Raw genomic sequence first — 22,601 nt, 5'->3', positions numbered from 1 at the left:
CTGATTTCATGCAGACCGTCGCCCTGATCGATTACGGGTCGGGCAACCTGCGCTCGGCCGAGAAAGCCCTGCGCGAGGCGGCCCGCCGCCATGGGATCGACGCTGACATCGTTGTCACCGCCGAGCCCTCGGTCGTGGCCGCCGCCGACCGCGTGTTCCTGCCGGGCGTGGGCGCCTTCGCCTCGTGCCGCGCGGGCCTGGACGCCACCGGCGTCTACGAGGCCATGAACGAGGCCGTGCACGGTCGCGGCGTCCCGTTCATGGGCATCTGCGTCGGCCATCAGCTGCTGGCCACCGAAGGCCTGGAGTTCGGCGTCACGCCGGGCCTGGACTGGATCCAGGGCCAGGTGAAGAAGCTGGAGCCCAGCGACCCGTCGCTGACCATCCCCCACATGGGCTGGAACGCGATCGCCTTCGCGCGCGACCACGTCCTGTTCCAGGGCGTCCCGGACGGTGCCCACATGTACTACGCCAACTCCTTCGCCCTGACCCCGGCCGACCCGGCCGACATCGTCGCCGTCAGCGACCACGGCGGGCTGTTCACGGCCGCTGTGGCCAAGGGCAACGTCGCGGGCGTACAGTTCCACCCCGAAAAATCCCAAGCCGCGGGGCTCGCCCTGCTCGCCAACTTCCTGGAATGGCGCCCATGATCCTCTATCCCGCCATCGACCTGAAGGACGGCCAGTGCGTGCGCCTGCTCCATGGCGACATGGAAAAGGCCACCGTCTTCAACAACAGCCCCGCCGACCAGGCCGAGCGCTTCGTGCGCGACGGCTTCTCGTGGCTGCACGTGGTCGACCTGAACGGCGCCATCGAAGGCAAGTCGGTCAACACCGCCGCCGTGCAGTCGATCCTCGAAGCCGTGTCGATCCCCGTGCAGCTGGGCGGCGGCATCCGCACCCTGGAAGGCGTCGAGGCCTGGATCGAGGCGGGCGTCAGCCGCGTGATCCTGGGCACCGTGGCCGTCCACGACCCCGAGCTGGTCCGCAAGGCCGCCAAGCTGTGGCCCGAGCAGATCGCCGTGGCCGTCGATGTGCGCGACGGCAAGGTGGCGGTCGACGGCTGGACCGGCCTGTCGGACCTGGACGCCATCACCCTGGGCAAGCGCTTCGAGGACGTGGGCGTGGCCGCCCTGATCGTCACCGACATCAGCCGCGACGGCGCCCTGACCGGCGTCAATGTCGAGGGCGTGGGCGAGCTGGCCGACGCCGTGTCGATTCCGGTCATCGCCTCGGGCGGCGTGGCCTCGGTGGCCGACATCGAGCGGCTGAAGGCCCGCCAGGGCGTCGAGATCGCCGGCGCCATCCTGGGCCGCTCGCTCTACGCCGGCACCATCCGGCCGGCCGAAGCCCTGACCATAGCGGCCGCCTGATGCTGAAGACCCGGATCATTCCTTGCCTGGACGTCAAGGACGGCCGGGTGGTCAAGGGGGTCAACTTCGTCTCCCTCCGCGACGCCGGCGATCCGGTGGAGCAGGCGCGGGCCTATGACGCGGCCGGCGCCGACGAGCTGATGTTCCTGGACATCACCGCCTCCAGCGAGGGCCGCGGCCTGATCCTGGACGTGATCTCGCGCACCGCCGAGGTCTGCTTCATGCCCGTCTCGGTGGGCGGCGGCGTGCGCCAGGTGGCCGACATGCGCCGCCTGCTGCTGGCCGGCGCCGACAAGGTCAGCGTCAACACCGCCGCCGTCGAGAACCCCGACCTGGTGGCCGCCGGGGCCGACGCCTTCGGCGCCCAGTGCGTGGTGGTGGCCATCGACGCCAAGGCGCGCGAGGACGGCTCGGGCTGGAACGTCTGGACCTATGGCGGTCGCAAGGACACCGGCATCGACGTGGTCGAGTGGGCCGCCAAGGTGGTCGAGCGCGGCGCCGGCGAGATCCTGCTGACCTCGATGGACCGCGACGGGGCCAAGATCGGCTACGACATCCCGCTGCTGAAGGCCGTGACGGGCGCGGTGACCGTGCCGGTGATCGCCTCGGGCGGGGCCGGCAAGACCGAACACCTGGTGGAAGCCGCCCGCGACGGCCATGCCGCCGCCGTCCTGGCCGCCTCGATCTTCCACTTCGGCGAGATCAGCATCGGCGAGGCCAAGCGGGCCATGGCCGACGCCGGCATCCCGGTGCGCCTGGACGACCTGAAGGGGGCCGCCTAATGGAAACCCAAACCGGCACGCGCCTGTTCGAGGTCCTGGAGCGCCTGGCCGCCACGATCGAGGCCCGCAAGGGCGGCGATCCGGCCGTGTCCTACACCGCCAAGCTGCTGAACGATCCTGCCCTGGCCGCCAAGAAGCTGGGCGAGGAAGCCGTCGAGACGGTGATCGCCGCCGTCGCTCAGGGCCCGGACGCCCTGGCGGCCGAAAGCGCCGACCTGCTGTACCACTGGCTGGCCCTGATGGCGGCTTCGGGCGTCTCGCTGGACGCGGTGGCCGACAAGCTGGCGGCCCGCGAGGGGACTTCCGGGATCGCCGAGAAGGCTTCGCGGGTCTAGCGGCTCACCCCCTTGCCCCCACCTGGCGGCTTCGCCGCCTGTCCGCCCCCGTAGGGGGCGGAGCCCTCGCGCCGGCGCCCGCCACGGCGCTCTTCCCCCTGCGGGGGAAGACGATCGCGAAGCGATCCGTAGGGGGCAAGTGATCGCCCCCAAGACTTCTAAGATTTCCGCTTCAGCGCCACGTACAGCGCCCCCTCGCCCCCGTGGCGCTGGTCCGCCACCGAAACCCCGGCGATCATCTCCCTCAGCGCCGGATCGGCCAGCCATTCCGGCGTGCGCTGCTTCAGGACGCCGTGCCCCACCTTGCCCTTGCCGGTGATCACCAGCACGGCGCGGTGGCCGTCGTCCCAGGCCCGCCGCACGAAGGCCTCCAAGGTCGCCCGCGCGCGGTCCTGGTCCAGGCCGTGCATGTCGAGCCGGGCGCCGATCGGATCGTGCTCCTTGGCGATGCGGCGCTTGCGGTTGGGCTCGATGCGGCCCGGCGGCGGCTTGGCGACCTTGGGCCTGAGCGTCCTGATCTCGGCCGGATCGATGCGCAGCGGCGCGATCGAGGCCAGGTGGGTCGGCGGGGAGACGTCGGCGACATGGGCCAGGAGCTCGGCCCTGGCCGCCGGGCGCGGCTTGGCCTTGACCCGCATCTTCTCCGGTCGCTCGGGCCCGCGGCCCGTCACCGTCGAGGCCACCAGGCGCCAGAGACGCAGGCCCTCGTCGTCGGACGGCGGTCGCTTGGTCACCTCAGCCCCTCGATCAGCCCTTGGGGACCAGACGGTAGAGGCGCAGGTCGTGGCGCACGCGCCCCGCCTCCGCCCCGGCCGCCGTGCCCGTGCCGGTGTAGAGGTCGGCCCGCACGTCGCCCTTGATCGCCCCGCCCACGTCCAGGGCCAGCGCCAGGCGGCGATAGGTCGGGAAGGCCCCGCTCAGCTTGGGCGCGCCGGCGTCCAGCCAGAAGAGCTCGCCCAGGGCGTGCTTGCTGGTGTCCACGGCGACGGCCCGGCCGGCCGGCAGCGGGATTCCCGCCGCGCCCACGGCCTGGCGGCCGTCGTCGGGCAGGGTCTGGAAGAACACGTAGCGCGGGTTCAGCTGCATGATCGCGTCGGCCTCGGGCCCGCGATGGTCGGCCAGCCAGGTGCGGATGGCGTCGCCGGAGGTGTTGTTGTCGGGCAGCAGGCCGCGATCGCGCATGGGCGTGGCGATGCCGACGAACGGCCGACCGTTATGAGCCGCGAAGGCGGCGCGCACGCGGCGCCCGTCCGGCAGCACCAGGATGCCCGAGCCCTGGATCTGCAGGAAGAACAGGTCTTCCGGCCGCATCCAGGCCAGGGGCCGGGTCTCGGTCGTGGCCTCGATGGCCGCGCGGTCGGGATAGGGGACCACCTGGCCGCCCCCTACTTCTCCGGTGACCTCGCCGGCGATCTTCTGGCCCACGCCGCCGGGATTGAACTGGCCCAGGTCCACAGTCACCAGGTCGGCCGGCTTGCCGCGCATCGGCGCGCTGAACTCGGCCGAGCGCGACATCCGCGCCTCGTACTCCGGGGCGAAATAGGCGGTCAGCAGGCCCTGGCCGGGAAGGGCCTCGGGGCGGAAATGGGTTTCGAGGAAGCGACGGGCGTCGGCGTCGTTGCCCGGCCGCTCGGCCCGGGCCTGGCGGCAGACCTCGGCCATGGCCGGGTCCTTGGCCACGCCGCAGCCCTGGCGGAAGGCGTCCAGGGCGCCCAGGTGGTCTTCCTGCGCCCAACCGGGCAGGTCCTCGAACGACACGGGACGCGCCGGTTCGGCCGGCGTCACGGGCGGGGTGACCGGGGGCTGGGTCGGGCCCGTGGGCGTGACGGGCGCCGTCGGCGTCACGGACGTGGTCGTACACGCCGCCAGCATCAGAAGGGCGAAGGCGGCGCCAAGCCCCCCTCGCACACCAGGAAGGCGCGGCATCACGCCTCCGCGACGTCGACGCGGACCAGGGTCCAGTTCGGGTTCTTGTTCTTCAGGTCGCGCTGGAAGGTCCAGAGGTCGGCGGTGCGGCGATCGTCGACCGCCTCGCCCTCGGCGCTGGTCGAGCGGGTGCGGATTTCGGCCAGGATGCGGACCACCGCCTTGGCGACGTCGCCCTCGACGGTGATGGAATCCAGGTCGGTGCGCGGCGTGACCAGGAATTCGGCGCTCTCGACGCGGTTCTGGGCCTCGCGGGCCGCGATGGCGGCCTCGAAATTGCCCATGACGTCCGACGACAGCAGCGGCCGCAGGGTTTCGCGGTCGCCGGCGGTGAACGCCTTGACGATCATCTCGTACGCCTGGCGGGCGCCGCTCAGGAAATGGCCGACGTCGAAATCGGACTGGCGGGCGCGCAGGGCGGCCAGGCCCGACAGGGCTTCCGGCGGCGTCTCCAGCGCCTTCAGGTCGCGCGCCGGCCCGTTGGCCGGGACCACCGCGGGGGCGTCCTCGGGCTGGCGGCCGACCCGGCGACCCAGGGTGGCGTAGAGCTGATAGAGGATGACCGCGGCCAAAACCGCCAGGACAACCCATTCGAACACGTTAGACACGATATTTTCCGCTCGTTGGCCAAGGTGCGCGACCTGGACGAAACATCCTGCCTATATAGGCGATTACGGGCTCGCGCGTCAGGCGCCTGGCGTTGCGCGCCAGCCGCCCGCGTGTTAGCAGCCCGGCTCTCTCCTAGCGGCCAATTTCGACGCCGAATACGGATTTATCGCACATGACCGACACGACCGCCGCTCCGCCCGCCGCTCAGGACGACACCGCGGCCAGCGAAACCGGCATCCGCATCATCGCCCAATTCGTCCGGGATTTCTCGTTCGAGAGCCCGCACGCCCCCGACTCCCTGCGCGCCGGCGGCGCTCCGCCCGCCATCGACATGGGCGTGGAAATGAACGCCCGCGGCCGCCAGGACGGCCTGTTCGAGGTGGACCTGAAGCTGTCGGCCCGCGCCACCCGCGACGACCAGCCCGTCTTCCACGTCGAAGTGATGTACGGCGGCCTGTTCCACATCGCCGGCGTGCCGGAAGACCAGCTGGAGCCGGTGCTGCTGATCGAGTGCCCGCGCTTCCTGTTCCCCTACGCCCGTCGCCTGATCTCGGACGTCACCACCGAAGGCGGCTTCCCGCCCTTCCTGATCGACCCGATCGACTTCGCCGGCGTCTACGCGGCCCGCAAGGCCCAGAGCGAAGGCGTGGTGGTCGGCAACGCCTGATCCCAAACGCAGCGCTGAATGACAAAAGCCCCGGCCGCTTGGCGGCCGGGGCTTTTTGCTGGGCTGGGGATAGTCGCATGCGACTGTCCCCGATCGTAGTCACGGTTGCAGCCGATAGCCGCCCATCTCGGTGATCAGGATCCGCGCCACGGCCGGATCGGGCTCGATCTTCTGGCGCAGGCGGTAGACGTGGGTCTCCAGCGTGTGGGTGGTGACCCCGGCGTTGTAACCCCAGACCTCGGTCAGCAGCTCCTCGCGCGACACCGGCTTGGAGCCGGCGCGATAGAGGTACTTCAGGATGTTGGTTTCCTTCTCGGTCAGCCGGACCTTCTTCTGCTTCTCGTCGATCAGCAGCTTGGCCGAGGGCCGGAACTCGTAGGGACCGATACGGAACAGGGCGTCTTCCGAAGCCTCGTAGCTGCGCAGCTGGGCGCGGATGCGGGCCAGCAGCACACCGAAACGGAAGGGCTTGGTCACATAGTCGTTGGCGCCCGATTCCAGGCCCAGGATCGTGTCGCTGTCGCTGGCGGCGGCCGTCAGCATGATCACCGGCGCGGTGACGCCGTTCTTGCGCATCAGGCGGCAGGCCTCGCGGCCGTCCATGTCGGGCAGGTCGACGTCCAGCAGGACCAGGTCGGGCTTGAGCTCCTTGGCCATCCGCACGCCCTCGCCGGCCGTCGGAGCCTCGGCGACCGCGAACTCCTCGTGGAGGGCGAGTTGCTCGGCCAGAGCCCCGCGCAGATCATCGTCGTCGTCGACCAGGAGAAGGGTTTTGCGTTGCGCCATGAGCGGGAACATGCACCGCTGCGCCCCCCGGCGCCAAGGCGGTTCTCGTCTGGCGTCGCATGACGCTCTTAGAGACAACGCCTTGGGAGACCCCGTCTTGACGATCTTTCGCGCCCGCCCCGATGGCTCCGACCCTTGGGACGGCCAGATCGCCTGGGACGGACAGGTCCGGCGCGCCGCCCTGGGCAAGGCCGGCGTGATCGCCGCGGCCGACAAGCGCGAAGGCGACAACCGCAGCCCGGCAGGGACCTGGCCGATCCGCCACGTGCTCTATCGGCCCGACGTCTATCCGGACGGCCCGGCGACGGCGCTGGAGATCCGGCCGATGGCGGCGGACGACGGCTGGTGCGACGCTCCGGGCGACCCGGCCTACAACCGGCCCGTCGGACTGCCCTACCCCGCCAGCGCCGAGCGGCTGTGGCGCGATGACCGGGTCTACGACCTCGTGGTGGTGCTGGGACACAACGACGATCCGCCGGTCCCCGGCCTGGGCTCGGCGATCTTCCTGCACCTGACCCGCGACGGCTATCCCGGCACCGAGGGCTGCGTGGCCCTGGCGCGCGAGGACGTCGAAGCCCTGCTGGCGGCGGCCAGGCCGGGCGACGCGGTCGAGATCGCGGCCGGCTAGGTCCGCGCGCCGAACAGCGCCGAGCCGACCCGCACCGAGGTGGCGCCGCAGGCGATGGCGGTCTCGAAATCGTCGCTCATGCCCATCGACAGCTTGGAAAGGCCGTTGCGGGCCGCGATCTGGCCCAGCAGGCGGAAATGCGGGGCCGGGTCCAGGTCGGCCGGCGGGATGCACATCAGGCCCTCCACGGGCAGGTCCAGGTCCCGGCAAAGGGCGATGAAGCCGTCGGCCTCGCTGGGCGCGACGCCCGCCTTCTGGGGCTCCTCGCCCGTATTGACCTGGACGAACAGGCGCGGCGCCCGGCCCTGGGCCTGGATCTCGTCCGCCAGCACCCGGGCCAACTTCTCGCGGTCGAGGCTCTCGATCACGTCGAAGAAGGCCACGGCATCTCCAGCCTTGTTCGTCTGCAGGGGTCCGATCAGGCGCAGCTCGACCTGCGAACGGCGCTCGCTCCAGCGGCCCATGGCCTCCTGGACGCGATTTTCCCCGAACACCCGCTGGCCCGCGGCGAGAACAGGCGCGATATGGTCCCAGGGCTGCAGCTTGGACACCGCCACCAGGGTGACCGCGTCGGCCGGACGACCGGCGGCCAGGGCGGCGGCCTGGATACGGGACAGAACCGAGGTATAGGCGTCAGGCATGGGCGAGAACCGGGGCGAACAGGCGATCGACGAGATGGAAGCCCTGTCTAGAACGGCCGCGCGGTTTCGCCCATGGCCGGTGCGCGGAAAGGCGCTGCCGAACCTGCTGTTCTTCACCGATCCCGAGCGGACGCCCGATCCGGAAGCGGTCGCCGAACGCCTGCCCGCCGAGTCCGCCGTGGTGTTCCGCGCCTTCGGAGCGCCGGACGCGGCGATGCGCGGCGCGCGTCTGCGGGAGATCACCCGGCGGCGCGGCCTGACGCTGCTGGTCGGGGCCGATGCGGGCCTGGCCCTGGCGATCGGGGCCGACGGCGTCCACCTGCCGGAACGCCTGGCCGCCGAAGCGCCCGGACTGCGCGCCGCTCATCCGGACTGGCTGATCACCCTGGCCGCCCACGACGCGGCCGCCGCGCGGTCGGGCGCGGTCCAGGGCGTCGACGCCCTGGTGGTTTCGCCCGTCTTCCCCAGCCGCAGCCCTTCGGCGGGCGCGCCGCTGGGCGTCGAGGGCCTGGAGCGGATCGTCCAGGCGGTCGAGACGCCGGTCTACGCCTTGGGGGGCGTGCGCGCGGACACGGTCGAGCGCCTGCTGGATACGGGGATTGTCGGGATCGCGGCGGTGGAGGCGCTCAGCGCCTAGCCGAGCTTAGAACTTGAACGCGGTTTCCAGCTTCACCCGCGGGGCGGGCTCCTGGATTTCGTTCTTGCGGGCCGCCAGGGCCGGGTTCTGGTCGCCCAGGGCCACGGCGCCGCCGACGCGGATCGACGGGGTGACGCTGTAGTAGGCGCCGGCCTGGACGTCTCGGCCCTCCATCTCGCGGCCCACGGGCTGTTCGAGATCGAGCTTGAGGCCCCACTTGCCCTTCTTGTCGTCCCATTTGAGGGACTTCTTCGGGCCTTGCTGCGGATTGAAGGGGCCAGTCGGGGTCGGCGCGCTGAAGTCGCTCTTCACGGCGAAGTCGGGCGTGCTCGTGCGCGGCTTGCTCTGGGCATAGACGCTCGAAGCCGATCCCACCAGGATCAGCGCGGCGGCTCCTGCCATCAAGTACCGTGCGGCGAACATCTTACTCGAACCCAATCCCTCAACCCGCGCCTCGTAGAGTCAAAACCCTATATAGGAGCGGGCTCCCTGAATATCGATTAAAGGCCCTAGTACAACGCGGTCAACCGCAGTTGGATTGCGCCAGACGCCGCAGGAGTCGATTCAAGCGGCGCCTGTGGCGGTCGTGCCACGCGATTCCTGTTTTGACGCAGCGCGACCATGCTATAGACCGGCTTCCGGCTGCGGGGGCGCGCCAGGTCGCGCGAAGGCGCCGGGTGATACATTGGAGCGAGGTACTATGGCGTTTGAGCGTGGGTCGGTGTTGCGCGGCGTCGCCGCTGGCGTTCTGGCGTTGACCGTTCTGACCGGGGTTTCCGCCTGCGGCGGCAATAAGGGCGGCGGACAGTTCACGACCCAAAGCGACGAGCCGGGGTTCAATCCCTTCAAGGGACGTGGCGGCGGCAAGTCGGCCCCGCAGGCCGGCGCCATCGGCGTCAACAGCTTCCTGTGGCGCGCCAGCCTGGACACCCTGGCCTTCATGCCCCTGGCCTCGGCCGACCCGTACGGCGGCGTGATCGTCACCGACTGGTACACCAATCCGGAAAAGCCGGACGAGCGCTTCAAGGCGACGGTCTACATCCTGGACACCCGCCTGCGGGCCGACGGCCTGAACGTCACGATCTTCAAGCAGGTCAAGGACGCCTCGGGCGGCTGGACCGATACGGCCGCCACCGAGCAGACGGCGACCGACATCGAGAACGCCATCCTGACCCGCGCCCGTCAGCTTCGACTTTCCAACATCAAGAACTAGGGCCCGCCCTGGTTCTTCGCGGGAGCCCTTTGTCCGCGCGACAAAAGGCTCCCGTTCGCATTTTTAGAACCGCGCCCAGGCCGAAACCGCTTATGAGTTCCGCGGACCGCGCCTGAGGGCGCGAGCCCCCGCACGAACAGTCTGGTTTCATGGCCCGCTACAATCCCAAAGACACCGAGCCGAAGTGGCGCGCCGCCTGGGCGACCGCCAACACCTTCCTGACGCCGATCGCCCCCGACGCGCGTCCGAAGTACTACGTGCTCGAGATGTTCCCCTACCCGTCGGGGCGCATCCACATGGGCCACGTGCGCAACTACGCCATGGGCGACGTCGTGGCCCGCTACAAGCGCGCCCAGGGCTTCAACGTGCTGCACCCGATGGGCTGGGACGCCTTCGGCATGCCGGCCGAGAACGCGGCCATGGAGCGCGGCGTCCACCCCAAGGGCTGGACCTACGACAACATCGCCGCCATGCGCGAGCAGCTGAAGGCCCTGGGGCTGTCGGTCGACTGGTCGCGCGAATTCGCCACCTGCGACCCGGAATACTACGGCAAGCAGCAGGCCTGGTTTCTGCGCCTGCTGAGGCGCGGCCTGGTCTATCGCAAGGAAGCCTCGGTCAACTGGGACCCGGTCGACATGACCGTCCTGGCCAACGAGCAAGTCATCGACGGCAAGGGCTGGCGCTCGGGCGCGACGGTCGAGAAGCGCAAGCTGACCCAGTGGTTCCTGCGGATCACCGACTACGCCGACGCCCTGATCGACGGCCTGAAGACCCTGGATCGCTGGCCCGAGAAGGTCCGGATCATGCAGGAGAACTGGATCGGCCGGTCCAAGGGCCTGCGGTTCACCTTCAAGTTCGACGGCAAGGCGCCGGCGGGCCATGACGCCGGCCTGGAAGTCTACACCACCCGGCCCGACACCTTGTTCGGCGCCAGCTTCGTGGGCATCGCCCCCGAGCACCCGCTGGCCGAGCAGCTGGCGGCGGCCGATCCGGCCGTGGCCGCCTTCGTCGCCGAATGCCGCAAGGGCGGCACCTCGGAGGCCGACATCGAGGGCGCCGAGAAGCTGGGCCGCGACACCGGCCTGCGCGTGGTCCACCCGCTGGACCCGACCCAGACCCTGCCGGTCTGGATCGCCAACTTCATCCTGATGGATTACGGCACGGGCGCGATCTTCGCCTGCCCGGCCCACGACCAGCGCGACCTGGACTTCGCCCGCAAGTACGACCTGCCGGTGCTGCCCGTGGTGCTGCCGCCGGGCGAGGACGCCGCGACCTTCCAGGTCGGCAAGGAGGCCTATGTCGGCCCCGGCGCGATCTTCAACTCGGAATTCCTGGACGGCCTGGACATCGAGACCGCCAAGACCGAGGCGATCAACCGCATCGAGGCCATGGACCAGGGCCAGGGCGCGACGGTCTATCGCCTGCGCGACTGGGGCGTCTCGCGCCAGCGCTACTGGGGCTGCCCGATCCCGGTGATCCACTGCGAGGCCTGCGGCCCCGTGGGCGTGCCGGAAGACCAGCTGCCGGTGGTGCTGCCCGACGACGTCGCCTTCGACAAGCCGGGCAACCCGCTGCTGCGCCACCCGACCTGGCGCCACACCACCTGCCCCAGCTGCGGCGGCAAGGCCGAGCGCGAGACCGACACGCTGGACACCTTCGTGGACAGCAGCTGGTACTTCGCCCGCTTCACCGACCCGACCGCCGCCGAGCCGATCGACAAGGCCGCCGCCGACCACTGGATGCCCGTCGACCAGTATATCGGCGGCGTCGAGCACGCGGTGCTGCACCTGCTGTACGCCCGCTTCATCACCCGCGCCCTGAAGGACGAGGGCCTGGTCTCGGTGGAGGAGCCGTTCGCCGGCCTGTTCACCCAGGGCATGGTCACCCACGAGGCCTACAAGAACGCGGCCGGCGAGTGGGTCGAGCCCTCGGACGTGGTCGTCTCGGTCGAAGGCGCCAGCCGCTCGGCCAAGCACGCCAAGACCGGCGAGCCGATCGTCATCGGCGACATCGAGAAGATGTCGAAGTCCAAGAAGAACGTCGTCGCCCCCGAGGACATCTTCGAGGCCTACGGCGTCGACGCCGCGCGCCTGTTCGTGATGAGCGACAGCCCGCCCGAACGCGACGTGCAGTGGACCAACAGCGGGGTCGAAGGCTCCTGGCGCTTCACCCACCGGGTCTGGAACGAGTTCGAGAGCCAGCCGGCCGGCGATTTCGCCCATGACGACGCCGACGCGGCGGCCGTGGCCCTGCGCAAGGGCGCGCACCGCCTGATCGGCTTCGTCACCGACTCCATCGAGGGCTTCCGCTTCAACAGCGGCGTGGCCCGCCTGTACGAATTCCTGAACATGCTGAAGTCCGCGCCGGCCGAAGGCGCCTCCCAAGGCGTCCTGGCGGCCCGCGCCGAGGCCCTGGAGATCCTGGCCCGCCTGATCTCGCCCTTCACGCCCCACCTGGCCGAGGAAGCCTGGGCCCAGCTGGGCAAGAGCGGCATGGTCGTCGATGCGCCCTGGCCCAAGGCGGATCCCGCCCTGGCCGCCGACGACGAGCGCGTGCTGCCGATCCAGATCAACGGCAAGCGCCGCGGCGAGATCAAGGTCAAGGCCGGCACGGCCGAGGCCGAGGTCGAGAAAATCGCTCTGGCGGATCACAACGTCATGGCCCACCTTGAGGGCCTGACCGTTCGCAAGGTGATCGTGGTGAAAGACCGTATCGTCAACATCGTGGCCGGCTGATCCATGAAGCGCTTCCCGCTCTCCAAGACCCTCCCGGCCGCCTTTCTCGCGGTCATGGCCCTCGGCCTCGCCGGCTGCGGCTTCACCCCCCTGTACGGCCCCCAGACGGTCACCAAGGGGCTCAGCGCCATCGAGGTGGTCGCCCCGCCCGGCCGTGCCGGCTACCTGCTGCGCGAGAAGCTGGACGACGCCTTCGCGCGGGACGCCAACGTCCTGCCGTCCCACAAGTTCATCTATTCGGTCCAGGAGCAGCGCTACGCGCGCGGCGTCCGCGTCGACAACGTCGCCAACCGCTACGAGCTGAACCTGACCGCCCATTGGCGACTGGTGGACTCCAAGACCGGCAAGGACGTGAAGTCGGGCACGACCAGCGCGGCGGTGACCTACGACTCGGCCGACCAGCCCTACGCCTCGATCGCCGCCCAGCAGGACAGCCAGGAACGCGCCGCCACCGAGCTGGCCCGGCGGATCCAGCTGGAGCTGGCGACCTGGATCGCGGGCAAGTCCAAGGCCTAGGATAGACTTTGTTTTCGCGCGTCCTCTTCACGCGAACCGGTATCCACTTCGCTCGAGTACGCTGATCATGATCCTGTCCAAGCGGCCGGACATCGAACGCTTCCTGCGGGATCCCGCCGGCGACATCCGCGCCGTGGTCATCTACGGTCGCGACCGCGGCGTGGTGCGTGATCGCGCCGACCAGCTGGCCAAGAGGCTGTTCGCGAACCCCGACGATCCGTTCGACACCGCCCAGCTGACCGAGAGCGACCTGGACAGCCAGGCCGGCAAGCTCGAAGACGAGCTTTCGGCGCTCTCCATGATGGGCGGGCGCCGCCTGGTGCGCCTGCGCCTGACCGGCGAGAAGGGCGGGCCCGACAAGCAGGCGGCGGAAGCCCTGACGCGCCACGTCGAGGGCCAGTTGAACCCCGACGCCTTCTTCCTGATCGAGGCCGGCGCCCTGGGCCGCGACTCCACCCTGAGGAAGGTCGCCGAGAAGGCCGCCGGCGCGGCGGTGATCCCCTGCTACGAGGACGAGGCCGGCGACCTGGCCCGCCTGGCCCGCGAGACCCTGGCCAAGGACAAGGTCAGCCTGAACGGCGAGGCCCTGGACCTGTTCGTCTCGCGCCTGCCCAAGGAGCGCGGGGTGGCCCGCGCCGAGGTCGAGCGCCTGGCCCTCTATCTCGGCCCGGGCAGCGGCGTGGTCGCCACCCCGGCCGACCTGACCGACTTCCTGGGCGTCGAGCCCGAGGCTTCGTTGTTCGACGCGGCCTCCGACGCGTTCGGCGGTCGCGTGGGCCCCGCCCAGGCGGGCCTGCGCCGCGCCGCCGCCGAGGGCGAGGGCGGACCGGCCGCCGTGCGGGCCATGGGCTTTCACCTGGGCAAGCTGCGCCGCACCCTGACCCTGCACAAGAACGGTGTCGACCTGGCGGCCGCCGCCAAGGCCTCCGGTATCTTCTGGAAGCAGGAGCGCGAGTTCCTGCGTCAGGCCAGGGCCTGGACCCTGGACCAGCTGCTGGTGGTGCAGGCCGAGGTCCTGGCGGCCGACAAGGCCTGCAAGACCTCCGGCTCGCCCGACCAGCTGATCTCCGAGCGCCTGGCGCTGCAGATCGCCGGCAAGGCGCGGCGGCTGGGTCTCTAGGGTCTCCCCTCGCCCGCCGGATCGGCGAATGGACGATTCGTCAAACCCGCCGAGGCTTCATCCACAGGAATGTGCCGATTTCGGCCCTGTAACGCCTCGACCAAATTCCCGGCCGATCGCGCCATTTCCATTTGTTTTTCAGTGTGTTGTCCGGAAATCGAGACCGTGGCGGCCTCGATTCTGGGGAACAGCTCGACCAGGGACACGGTCGCACGTCCTTCTGTGCGCCACAGAGGACCCTCCGCGAGGCCCTCTAGTGGCCTCGCGTCAGCCGGTTGCAGAGGTCGTCCAGTTGCTCGAGCGTCGCGTAGCGGATGGTCAGGGCGCCGGTCCCGCCGCGATGGTCGATCTCGACGTCCAGGCCCAGCACCGACGACAGGTCGGCTTCCAGCGCCTGGGTGTCGGTGTCCTTGGTCCGGGGCGGGCGGCCGCCGCTCGACTTGGCGCGGGCCTCGCCGTCGGCGGTCGGGGCGCGGCGGGCCAGCGCCTCGGCGTCGCGGACCGACAGGCCCTTGTCGATGACCTCCCGGGCTAGGGCGGCCGGGTCGGGCACGTTGGCGATGGCGCGGGCATGGCCGGCGGTCATCTCGCCCGAGGTGACGTAGTGCTGGACCGAGTCCGGCAGCGACAGCAGGCGCAGGGTGTTGGCCACGTGGCTGCGGCTCTTGCCCACGGTCTGGGCGATGATCTCCTGGGTCTGGCCGAACTTGTCGATCAGGACCTTGTAGCTCAGCGCCTCTTCGATCGCGTTCAGGTCGGCGCGCTGGACGTTCTCGATGATGCCGATCTCGAGCACGGCCAGGTCGTCCAGCTCGCGGACCATGATCGGGATGGTCTTCAGCCCGGCCCGCTGGGCCGCGCGCCAGCGCCGCTCGCCGGCGACGATCTGGTACTCGCCGGGAGCGCCGGGAGCCGGACGCACCAGGATCGGCTGCAGGACGCCCTTCTCGCGGATCGAGTCCGAAAGTTCTACCAGGTCTTCCTCGCGGAAGGTCCGGCGCGGCTGATCGGGGTTGCGTCGTACCAGCTCGATCGGCGCCTCGCGCGAACCGGCGCTGGTGTCACCGGGCGCCTGGGCCGGAGCGGAATCGACCTCGCCCAGCAAGGCGGACAGGCCCCGACCCAAACCACGACGACCTTCGGACATCCCCGGCTCTCCCACCACGACCGACTCCCTCACGCGCTCTTCACTCAATTTCGACAATGACTTGGATGGTTATCCTCAGGCGGACTTCTAAGCCGCTTGGGCCTGACGGTTGCGCTCGCGGCTGATCACCTCGCGCGCCAGCCGCAGGTAGGCCTGGCTGCCCGCGCATTTGAGGTCGTAGAGCAGGACGGGCTTACCGAAGGACGGCGCCTCCGACACGCGGACGTTCCGCGGTATGACCGCGTCATACACCTTGTCGCCGAAGTGATCGCGCACGTCGCGCGCCACCTGGTCCGACAGGCTGTTGCGGCGATCGTACATGGTCAGCACCACGCCCTGGATCTCCAGCTTGGGATTGAGGCTGCCGCGCACCCGCTCGATGGTCCGCATCAGCTGGGTCAGGCCCTCCAGGGCGAAGAACTCGCACTGCAGCGGCACGAACACCGCGTCGGCGGCGGTCATGGCGTTGACCGTCAGCACGTTCAGCGACGGCGGGCAGTCGATCAGCACATAGGTGTAGGGGCCGTTGGCGCGCAGCGGCTCCAGGGCGTCGCGCAGGCGGTAGGACCGGCGCGCCTGCTGGCCCAGCTCGATCTCCACGCCCGACAGGTCGGCGTCGGCGGGGATCACGTCCAGGCCCGGCAGCTCGGTCTTCACGGCGGCATCGACCACCGGGGCCTCGCCCATCAGCACGTCGTACAGGGTGGTGCGACGCTGCAGGCGGGTGATGCCCAGGCCCGTCGAGCAGTTGCCCTGCGGGTCGGCGTCGATCAGCAGCACGCGTTCGCCGCAGGCCGCCAGGGCGGTGCCCAGGTTGATCGCGGTCGTGGTCTTGCCGACCCCGCCCTTCTGGTTGGCGATGGCGAGGACGCGCAGCGGTTGGTCAGACTTTACGGACACTCTTAAGCCCCTTCACTTGCACGATCTGGCCTCGCGGGTCGCTCAGGGACGGCCGCAGGGTCGACTCGAATTTCCAATATGTAGCGGCTTCGGCCAGCTCCGAAGCGACATCTTGTCCCTTCAGGAACCAGGCGACCGCGCCGCGCTTCAGGTAGGGCTGGGCGTACCCGAGCAGTCTGACCATCGGCGCGCAGGCCCGCGCGGTCACGACGTCGACCTTCAGGTCTAGCTCTTCGGCGCGGGCGTTGTGGATCTCGACGGGCAGCTCCAGCGCGTCGGCCACGACGCGCAGGAAGCGGCAGCGCTTGGCCATGCTCTCGACCAGGCGGACCTTGGCCCCGGGCGTGTCCTTCAACAGGATCGCCAGCACCACGCCGGGCAGGCCCGCGCCCGCGCCCAGGTCGGCCCAGGTCTTGGCCTCGGGCGCGAAGGTCAGCAGCTGGGCGCTGTCCCAGGCGTGACGGTTCCAGTAGGTGGCGATCGTCGCCGGGCCCACCAGGTTCATCACTTCGTTCCACTCGGCCAGCAGGGCTTGGAACCGCGTCAGGTCGGCCAGCTGCGTGTCGGTGCAGGCGGTCAGCCGCTGGAAGGCGGCGGCGTCGACGGGGTCGAGTTCCTCGATGATCAGGGGGGCCGACGCCGCGGACATCAAGCGGCCTTCGAGCGGCGGACGTGGGCTAGCAGGGCCGTCAGGGCGCCGGGCGTCACGCCCTCGATCCGCGCCGCCTGGCCCAGGGTCAGGGGCTTCACCCGCGCCAGCTTCTCGCGCACCTCGTTCGACAGGCTACCGACCAGGCCGTAGTCCAGGTCGGCCGGCAGACGCAGGTCCTCTTCCTTGCGGAAGGCCTCGGCGTCGTTGCGCTGGCGGTCGAGATAGCCGGCATAGGCTGCCTCGATCTCGATCTGCTCGCGGGCCATCGGGCTCCACGTGGAAATCTCGGGCCATACCGCGGTCAGGCCGTCCAGGGTCACGTCGGGCAGGGCCAGCATGGCCAGGACGTCGCGACGCTGGCCGTCGTGATTGACCTTGAAGCCGGCGCGATTGGCCTCGCCCGGCGTCAGGGTGACCGAGCGGGCGAAGGCGCGGACGGCCTCCAGCTCGGCCTTCTTGGCGGCCCAGGCCTCGGCGCGCACGGGACCCACCACGCCCAGGGCCAGGCCCTTGTCGGTCAGGCGCTGGTCGGCGTTGTCGGCCCGCAGGATCAGGCGGAATTCGGCCCGGCTGGTGAACATCCGATAGGGCTCGGTGACGCCCCGGGTGACCAGGTCGTCGATCATCACGCCGATATAGGCCTCGTCGCGGGCGAAGACGGCGGCGTCCCTGCCCTGCGCCGCCAGCGCCGCGTTCAGCCCGGCCATCAGGCCCTGGGCCCCGGCTTCCTCGTAGCCCGTCGTGCCGTTGATCTGGCCCGCCAGGTAGAGCCCGGTCAGACGCTTGGTCTCGAGGGTCGGGTAGAGCTCGCGCGGATCGACATAGTCATACTCGATCGCGTAGCCGTACCGGATGACCTCGACGTTCTCTAGGCCCGGCATGGTGCGTAGGAACAGCAGCTGGGTCTCGGCCGAGACCGAGGTGGAGATCCCGTTCGGATAGACGGTGTCGTCGTCCAGGCCTTCCGGCTCCAGAAACACCTGGTGGCTGGTCTTGTCGGCGAAGCGGACGACCTTGTCCTCGATCGACGGGCAATAGCGCGGGCCGATGCCGGTGGCGCGGCCGCCGTAGACGGCCGACTCGCCCAGGCGCTCGGCGATGATCTTGTGGGTCTCCGCCGTGGTGTAGGTGATGCCGCATTGGATCTGCGGCACGTCCACGTGAGACGTCAGGAACGAGAACGGCTCGGGCTGCTCGTCCGCCGCTTGCATCTCCAGGCGATCCCAGGCGATGGTCTTGCCGTCCAGGCGCGCCGGGGTGCCGGTCTTCAGGCGGCCCATGTCGAAGCCCAGGGCGTACAGCCGGTCGGACAGGCCGATCGACGGGGCGTCGCCCACGCGGCCGGCCGGGATGCGGGTCTCGCCCTGGTGGATCACGCCCTTCAGGAAGGTGCCGGTGGTCAGCACCACGCGCGAGGCGCGGTAGACCCCGCCCTCCCCGTCCACGACCCCGGCGACCACGCCGTCCTCGACGATCAGGTCCTCGGCCGCCGCCGCGACGACGTCCAGGTTCGGATAGGCGAACAGCTCGGCCTGCATGGCCTCGCGATAGAGCTTGCGGTCGATCTGCGAGCGCGGCCCGCGCACGGCGGGGCCCTTGGAGCGATTCAGCAGGCGATACTGGATGCCGGCCTTGTCGCCGATACGGCCCATCAGGCCGTCCAGGGCGTCGATCTCGCGGACCAGGTGGCCCTTGCCCAGGCCGCCGATGGCCGGATTGCACGACATCTCGCCCACGGTTTCGCGCTTGTGGGTCAGCAGCAGGGTGCGCGCGCCGGCGCGCGCCGAGGCGGCCGCCGCCTCGCAGCCGGCGTGACCGCCGCCGATGACAATGACATCCCAGGTGTTGGACAAGCTTGCGCGCCTCAATGCGAACGCCCCCATCCCGAGATTGGCGTCTCGGCGGGGGCGCATTAGCCTTATACGCGAGACTCCCCGCAGCGGCGAGTCGGTCCCGGGTGTTTCACGTGAAACACGCCGGAGACATCTGTGATCACCCTGTGGATAGTTCAAGGCGATGTTTCACGTGAAACATCACTTCCCGATGCAGAAGCTTGAAAACACTCGGTCGAGCACATCTTCGGGATCGATCCGGCCGGTGATACGCGACAGTGCCCGCGCCGCCAGCCGAACGTCCTCGGCCGCCAACTCCACTTCCAGCCCGACATCCGACAGCGCGCGCTGCAGATAGCCGCGAGCCTCGGTCAGGCTCTCGGCGTGCCGGATGCGGGTGGCGGCCGGGAACTCGGCCCCAGACAGGGCGTCGACCACGTGAGTCGTCAAAGCCGCCCTCGCCGCCTCCGCCCCGCCGGGCTTGCGGGCCGCCAGCTCGATCACCCGCAGCCCCTGGACCGCCAGCAGTTCGCGCAGCTCCTCCAGGCGATAGGCGTCGACGAGGTCGATCTTGTTGATCACCGCCCAGTCGCCCGACCGCAGCACGCCCAGGTCGTTGTCCTGTTTCACGTGGAACATCGCCGCGTCGATCACCCAGAGACGCAGATCGGCGCCAGCCGCCCAGGCGCGGGCCCGCCGCACGCCTTCCGCCTCGATGGCGTCCTCGGTCTCGCGCAGTCCTGCCGTGTCGGCCAGCAGGGTCTTGTAGCCGCCCAGGGTCAGCGGGACCTCGATGATGTCGCGGGTCGTACCCGGCGTGGAGGTGACGATGGCCGCGTCGCGCTCCGCCAAGGCGTTGAGCAAGGTGCTCTTGCCGGCGTTCGGCGCGCCGACCAGGGCGATGCGGAAGCCGTCCCGCACACGCCGTCCCCGTGAAGCATCGGCCAGCGCCGCGCCGATCTCGGTCTCCAGCGCCTCCAGGCCGGGACGCGCGCGGGCCGCCACGTCCTCGGGCAGTTCCTCGTCCGGGAAGTCGACCGCCGCCTCCAGCATGGCCAAGGCCTGGACCAACAGGCCGCGCCAGGCGTCGTAACGCTGGCTCAGGGCGCCGCCCAGCTGGCCGAGCGCCTGGCGACGCTGCGCCTCGGTCTCGGCGTCGATCAGGTCGGCCACGCCCTCGGCCTGGGTCAGGTCCAGCTTGCCGTTCTCGAAGGCGCGGCGCGTGAACTCGCCCGGCTCGGCCAGGCGCAGCCCTTCGGCGGACAGGGCGTCGAGCAGGGCCTCGACCACCGCCCTGCCGCCGTGCACGTGAAACTCCGCCGCGTCCTCGCCGGTATAGCTGGCCGGGCCCTCGAACCAGAGCACCAGGGCGTCGTCCAGGGCCACGCCCCGATGGGTCAGCTGGCGCAGCGCGGCCCGGCGCGGCTTGGGCTGGCTTCCCGCCAGGGCCCGGACAGCGTCGGCGGTGCGCGGTCCAGACACCCGGACCACCGCCACGGCCGCCCTGCCCGCGCCTGTCGCCGGCGCGTAGATCGTGTCGTTCATTCCGACTTGCCGCCCATGCCCGTCATCGCCGCGCCGGCCGCCGCGGTCATCAGCTTGCGGAACTGGTCCTGGGCTCCGGTACCGAAAGCCATCCAGTTCTTCATCAGCTCCTCGGGCGCCAGCATGGCCATGTTGGCGGTCATCCGATCCTGCATTTCCTTGACCAGGTGGTCGTTCAGGGCGCTCACATCGGGCAGGCCCAGGAAGGCGCGGGCCTCCACCGGCGTGCAGTCAATCTCAATGGTCATCTTCATGATCTGGGGTTCCCTGCCGTCGAAGCACGATGTTGTTATGCCGCGACCGCATCGGCGCACGTTAGAGCGCTTCGGTCGAAAGTCCCATCGACGCCGCGCGACCCCCCCGATACGCCACGATACGGAGAGCCCCAATGAGCGAGACCCTCACGATCACCACGCCCGACGGCGACTTCTCCGCCTATGTGGCCCGTCCCTCAGCCGCCGAGGCGCCGGCCGTCGTCGTCATCCAGGAGATCTTCGGCGTCAACCAGGTGATGCGCGACATCTGCGACGGCCTGGCCGGACAAGGCTTCGTCGCTGTCTGCCCCGACCTGTTCTGGCGGATCGAGCCCGGCATCGACATCACCGACCAGAGCGAGGCCGAGTGGAAGCGGGCCTTCGAACTGTACAACGCGTTCGACGTGGACAACGGCGTCGCCGACATCGCCGCCACCGTGGCCGCCGTCCGCGAGCTGCCGGGCGTCACCGGCAAGGTCGGCGCCGTGGGCTTCTGCCTGGGCGGCCTCCTGGCCTTCCTGACCGCCACCCGCACCGACGTCGACGCCGCCGTCGCCTACTATGGCGTCGGCATCGAGAAGTACGTGGCCGAGGCCGAGAAGCTGGCCAAGCCCCTGCTGATCCACATCGCCGAGGAAGACCAGTTCGTGCCGAAGGAAGCCCAGAAGGTGATCCTGGCCGCGCTGAAGGACCACCCGCAGATCCAGGTCCACACCTATCCCGGCCGCGACCACGCCTTCGCCCGGGTCGGCGGCGCGCACTACGACGCGGCCGACGCGGCCAAGGCGGGCGGACGCAGTCTGACCTTCTTCAAGTCCAACCTGGGCTGACGGTCATGCTGGCCATACAAGCCGTCCGCACCGGCGGCCCAGAAGTGCTCGAGGCTGTCGACCTGCCCGTCCCCTCGCCCGGTCCCGGCCAGATCCTGGTCCGTCACCAGGCGGTCGGCCTGAACTTCATCGACACCTATCACCGCTCCGGCCTCTATCCGATGAAGATGCCGGTCGTGCTGGGCCTGGAGGCCGCCGGCGTGGTCGAGGCCCTGGGCGAAGGCGTCACCCGGTTCAAGACCGGCGACCGCGTCGCTTACAACGGCACGCTCGGCGCCTATGCCGAGGCGGCGGTCGTCCCCGCCGACCGGGCGGTGAAGGTCCCCGACGCCGTCAGCCTGGAGACCGCGGCGGCCGTCCTGCTCAAGGGCATGACCGCCGAGTTCCTGGTCCGGCGCTGCCACAAGGTCGAGCCCGGTCAGACCGTACTGATCCACGCGGCCGCCGGCGGGGTCGGGTCGATCCTGGTGCAGTGGGCCAAGGCCCTGGGCGCGACCGTGATCGCCACGGTCGGTTCTCAGGCCAAGGCCGCCCTCGCCCGCGACCATGGCGCCGACCACGTGATCCTCTACGGCGAGGAGGATGTCGCCGCGCGGGTGGCGGAGATCACCGGCGGCCAGGGCGTGGCCGTGGTCTATGACGGCGTCGGCAAGGACACCTTCGAGGCCAGCCTCAAGAGCCTGGGCCGGCGGGGCATGCTGGCCACCTTCGGCAACGCCTCGGGCCCGGCCCCCGCGATCGCGCCGCTGGAACTGGGGACCAAGTCGCTGTTCCTGACGCGGCCCCGCCTGTTCGACTACATCGCCACCACTGCCGAACTGGACGAGAGCGCGGCGGCCCTGTTCGCGGTCTTGGCGTCCGGCGCGGTGAAGATCGAGATCGGCCAGACCTTCCCCCTGGCCGAGGCCCGGGCGGCGCACGAGGCGCTGGAGGGTCGGCGGACCACCGGGGCGACGCTGCTGGTCCCGTAGGCCGCCCGCCGACGGGGACATGCCCTTGCGGCGTGTCCCCTGGTTCGCGCCGAGCCAGGCGGTTGGGGACACGCGCGAGCGCATGTCCCCGTCACTGCGGCGGACAAGCCGCTGATATCGCTGACCTAAATCTTTATTCCCCGCAGGGTTTCCCGGCGGCCGCATAATGCTCCCACCTCGACGCGGGAAAGGGCGCATGGCCAGCGACCGATGCGGCGGCGGGGGGCGATCGAGCGGGAAGCTCCTTCGGCGGTCTGAAAGGATCAAACCCCATCCATCTGGTGCCGGCTGGGCTCGGAACACGGATACAGCGTTGGATGGGGGCCGGTTGAGCAGCAGGCGGGCGATGAGACGCTCGCGGTCCGGGACTGGGGATCGTTGCTCCAGCCCGCCCGCCGGAGGCTTCAAGGCGGCGAGGTTCCAATAGAACTCAGCGCCGTCGCGCTTCCGGATAACGACCGCGCGGAGCGATCGGGCTTCGTCGAAACGGTATTCTCTAATTT

At 70.0% G+C, this 22,601-nt stretch carries 26 protein-coding genes; 13 read left to right on the top strand and 13 right to left on the bottom strand.

Features of this window, described 5'->3' with window-relative positions:
- Positions 1 to 8: 8 nt before the first annotated feature.
- Genes hisH through BR39_RS0108795 form a run of 4 tightly spaced genes read left to right on the top strand, consistent with a single transcriptional unit; the run spans position 9 to position 2,489 of the window.
- Positions 9 to 650 (top strand): imidazole glycerol phosphate synthase subunit HisH, encoded by a 642-nt coding sequence (gene hisH, locus BR39_RS0108810; RefSeq protein ID WP_029910106.1) that lies wholly within the window; start codon positions 9 to 11, stop codon positions 648 to 650.
- Entirely contained in the window at positions 638 to 1,372 is a 735-nt protein-coding gene (gene hisA, locus BR39_RS0108805) for a 1-(5-phosphoribosyl)-5-[(5-phosphoribosylamino)methylideneamino]imidazole-4-carboxamide isomerase (RefSeq protein WP_197026667.1), read from the top strand. The genes hisH and hisA overlap by 13 nt, the downstream gene beginning before the upstream one ends.
- On the top strand, positions 1,372 to 2,154 hold the full coding sequence (gene hisF, locus BR39_RS0108800) for an imidazole glycerol phosphate synthase subunit HisF (protein WP_035018285.1): 783 nt from the start codon (positions 1,372 to 1,374) through the stop codon (positions 2,152 to 2,154). Before hisA ends, hisF begins: the two co-directional genes overlap by 1 nt.
- Positions 2,154 to 2,489, top strand: a complete 336-nt coding sequence (locus BR39_RS0108795; protein ID WP_029910100.1) for a phosphoribosyl-ATP diphosphatase — start codon at positions 2,154 to 2,156, stop codon at positions 2,487 to 2,489. The genes hisF and BR39_RS0108795 overlap by 1 nt, the downstream gene beginning before the upstream one ends.
- Positions 2,490 to 2,647: 158 nt before the next feature.
- On the opposite strand, the gene BR39_RS0108790 is transcribed toward BR39_RS0108795, so the two are convergent.
- The 3 genes from BR39_RS0108790 to timA are packed head-to-tail and all read right to left on the bottom strand — an operon-like array spanning position 2,648 to position 5,014.
- The gene (locus BR39_RS0108790) at positions 2,648 to 3,223 is read right to left on the bottom strand and encodes a Smr/MutS family protein (protein ID WP_029910098.1); all 576 of its coding nucleotides are present in this window, start codon (positions 3,221 to 3,223) and stop codon (positions 2,648 to 2,650) included.
- Positions 3,224 to 3,236: 13 nt separating this feature from the next.
- Positions 3,237 to 4,415 (bottom strand): murein transglycosylase A, encoded by a 1,179-nt coding sequence (locus BR39_RS0108785; protein WP_029910096.1) that lies wholly within the window; start codon positions 4,413 to 4,415, stop codon positions 3,237 to 3,239.
- Entirely contained in the window at positions 4,415 to 5,014 is a 600-nt protein-coding gene (gene timA / locus BR39_RS0108780) for a TIM44-related membrane protein TimA (protein WP_029910094.1), read from the bottom strand. The genes BR39_RS0108785 and timA overlap by 1 nt, the downstream gene beginning before the upstream one ends.
- Positions 5,015 to 5,196: 182 nt before the next feature.
- Here timA and secB point away from each other — a divergent pair, with 182 nt between their 5' ends.
- Positions 5,197 to 5,691 carry a protein-export chaperone SecB gene (gene secB / locus BR39_RS0108775; protein WP_029910092.1) on the top strand — a complete coding sequence of 165 codons (495 nt, stop codon included), beginning with the start codon at positions 5,197 to 5,199 and terminating at the stop codon, positions 5,689 to 5,691.
- Between the two features lie 99 nt (positions 5,692 to 5,790).
- On the opposite strand, the gene BR39_RS0108770 is transcribed toward secB, so the two are convergent.
- Positions 5,791 to 6,477 (bottom strand): response regulator transcription factor, encoded by a 687-nt coding sequence (locus BR39_RS0108770; RefSeq protein WP_028039644.1) that lies wholly within the window; start codon positions 6,475 to 6,477, stop codon positions 5,791 to 5,793.
- 97 nt (positions 6,478 to 6,574) lie between these two features.
- Between BR39_RS0108770 and BR39_RS0108765 the strand changes: the two genes are divergently transcribed.
- A complete protein-coding gene (locus tag BR39_RS0108765; RefSeq protein ID WP_051695340.1) occupies positions 6,575 to 7,105 on the top strand; it encodes a L,D-transpeptidase in 531 nt (176 codons plus the stop codon).
- Here BR39_RS0108765 and BR39_RS0108760 read toward each other — a convergent pair.
- Positions 7,102 to 7,746, bottom strand: a complete 645-nt coding sequence (locus BR39_RS0108760; RefSeq protein ID WP_029910084.1) for a YggS family pyridoxal phosphate-dependent enzyme — start codon at positions 7,744 to 7,746, stop codon at positions 7,102 to 7,104. The two genes, BR39_RS0108765 and BR39_RS0108760, sit on opposite strands and share 4 nt — an antisense overlap.
- On the opposite strand from BR39_RS0108760, the gene BR39_RS0108755 reads away from it, so the two are divergent.
- Positions 7,745 to 8,383, top strand: a complete 639-nt coding sequence (locus BR39_RS0108755) for a thiamine phosphate synthase (protein ID WP_029910082.1) — start codon at positions 7,745 to 7,747, stop codon at positions 8,381 to 8,383. The genes BR39_RS0108760 and BR39_RS0108755 overlap by 2 nt on opposite strands.
- A 6-nt stretch (positions 8,384 to 8,389) precedes the next feature.
- Here BR39_RS0108755 and BR39_RS0108750 read toward each other — a convergent pair whose 3' ends face one another.
- Entirely contained in the window at positions 8,390 to 8,785 is a 396-nt protein-coding gene (locus BR39_RS0108750; protein ID WP_231499423.1) for an NtrZ family periplasmic regulatory protein, read from the bottom strand.
- A 283-nt stretch (positions 8,786 to 9,068) separates the two neighbouring features.
- On the opposite strand from BR39_RS0108750, the gene BR39_RS25255 reads away from it, so the two are divergent.
- From BR39_RS25255 to holA, 4 genes are all read left to right on the top strand, one after another.
- Positions 9,069 to 9,596, top strand: a complete 528-nt coding sequence (locus BR39_RS25255; protein WP_156035669.1) for a DUF3576 domain-containing protein — start codon at positions 9,069 to 9,071, stop codon at positions 9,594 to 9,596.
- 149 nt (positions 9,597 to 9,745) lie between these two features.
- On the top strand, positions 9,746 to 12,331 hold the full coding sequence (gene leuS, locus BR39_RS0108740) for a leucine--tRNA ligase (protein ID WP_029910074.1): 2,586 nt from the start codon (positions 9,746 to 9,748) through the stop codon (positions 12,329 to 12,331).
- Positions 12,332 to 12,334: 3 nt separating this feature from the next.
- Positions 12,335 to 12,847: an LPS assembly lipoprotein LptE gene (lptE, locus tag BR39_RS0108735; protein WP_029910072.1), complete on the top strand. Its 513-nt coding sequence runs from the start codon at positions 12,335 to 12,337 to the stop codon at positions 12,845 to 12,847.
- A 67-nt stretch (positions 12,848 to 12,914) separates the two neighbouring features.
- Entirely contained in the window at positions 12,915 to 13,967 is a 1,053-nt protein-coding gene (gene holA / locus BR39_RS0108730) for a DNA polymerase III subunit delta (protein WP_029910069.1), read from the top strand.
- Here holA and BR39_RS26430 read toward each other — a convergent pair.
- The 7 genes from BR39_RS26430 to BR39_RS0108700 form a co-directional block, all read right to left on the bottom strand.
- On the bottom strand, positions 13,964 to 14,173 hold the full coding sequence (locus BR39_RS26430) for a hypothetical protein (protein ID WP_156035667.1): 210 nt from the start codon (positions 14,171 to 14,173) through the stop codon (positions 13,964 to 13,966). The two genes, holA and BR39_RS26430, sit on opposite strands and share 4 nt — an antisense overlap.
- 47 nt (positions 14,174 to 14,220) lie before the next feature.
- A complete protein-coding gene (locus BR39_RS0108725; RefSeq protein ID WP_029910065.1) occupies positions 14,221 to 15,114 on the bottom strand; it encodes a ParB/RepB/Spo0J family partition protein in 894 nt (297 codons plus the stop codon).
- A gap of 87 nt (positions 15,115 to 15,201) precedes the next feature.
- Positions 15,202 to 16,014: a ParA family protein gene (locus BR39_RS0108720; protein ID WP_029910062.1), complete on the bottom strand. Its 813-nt coding sequence runs from the start codon at positions 16,012 to 16,014 to the stop codon at positions 15,202 to 15,204.
- A complete protein-coding gene (rsmG, locus tag BR39_RS0108715; protein WP_029910060.1) occupies positions 15,998 to 16,663 on the bottom strand; it encodes a 16S rRNA (guanine(527)-N(7))-methyltransferase RsmG in 666 nt (221 codons plus the stop codon). The genes BR39_RS0108720 and rsmG overlap by 17 nt, the downstream gene beginning before the upstream one ends.
- The gene (gene mnmG, locus BR39_RS0108710; RefSeq protein WP_029910057.1) at positions 16,663 to 18,519 is read right to left on the bottom strand and encodes a tRNA uridine-5-carboxymethylaminomethyl(34) synthesis enzyme MnmG; all 1,857 of its coding nucleotides are present in this window, start codon (positions 18,517 to 18,519) and stop codon (positions 16,663 to 16,665) included. Before mnmG ends, rsmG begins: the two co-directional genes overlap by 1 nt.
- Positions 18,520 to 18,699: 180 nt before the next feature.
- Complete coding sequence (mnmE, locus tag BR39_RS0108705; protein ID WP_029910054.1) at positions 18,700 to 20,043, bottom strand: tRNA uridine-5-carboxymethylaminomethyl(34) synthesis GTPase MnmE; 1,344 nt, start codon at positions 20,041 to 20,043, stop codon at positions 18,700 to 18,702.
- On the bottom strand, positions 20,040 to 20,297 hold the full coding sequence (locus tag BR39_RS0108700) for a DUF6489 family protein (RefSeq protein WP_029910051.1): 258 nt from the start codon (positions 20,295 to 20,297) through the stop codon (positions 20,040 to 20,042). The genes mnmE and BR39_RS0108700 overlap by 4 nt, the downstream gene beginning before the upstream one ends.
- A 134-nt stretch (positions 20,298 to 20,431) precedes the next feature.
- On the opposite strand from BR39_RS0108700, the gene BR39_RS0108695 reads away from it, so the two are divergent.
- The gene (locus tag BR39_RS0108695; RefSeq protein ID WP_029910048.1) at positions 20,432 to 21,127 is read left to right on the top strand and encodes a dienelactone hydrolase family protein; all 696 of its coding nucleotides are present in this window, start codon (positions 20,432 to 20,434) and stop codon (positions 21,125 to 21,127) included.
- 5 nt (positions 21,128 to 21,132) lie between these two features.
- Positions 21,133 to 22,098 (top strand): quinone oxidoreductase, encoded by a 966-nt coding sequence (locus BR39_RS0108690; RefSeq protein ID WP_029910044.1) that lies wholly within the window; start codon positions 21,133 to 21,135, stop codon positions 22,096 to 22,098.
- The last annotated feature ends 503 nt before the right edge of the window (positions 22,099 to 22,601 follow it).

It is taken from the genome of Caulobacter sp. UNC358MFTsu5.1, from assembly GCF_000712075.1.
Lineage (GTDB): Bacteria > Pseudomonadota > Alphaproteobacteria > Caulobacterales > Caulobacteraceae > Caulobacter.
Note: the sequence above shows the minus strand (reverse complement) of the source record. Positions and strands in the feature narration are given on the sequence as shown.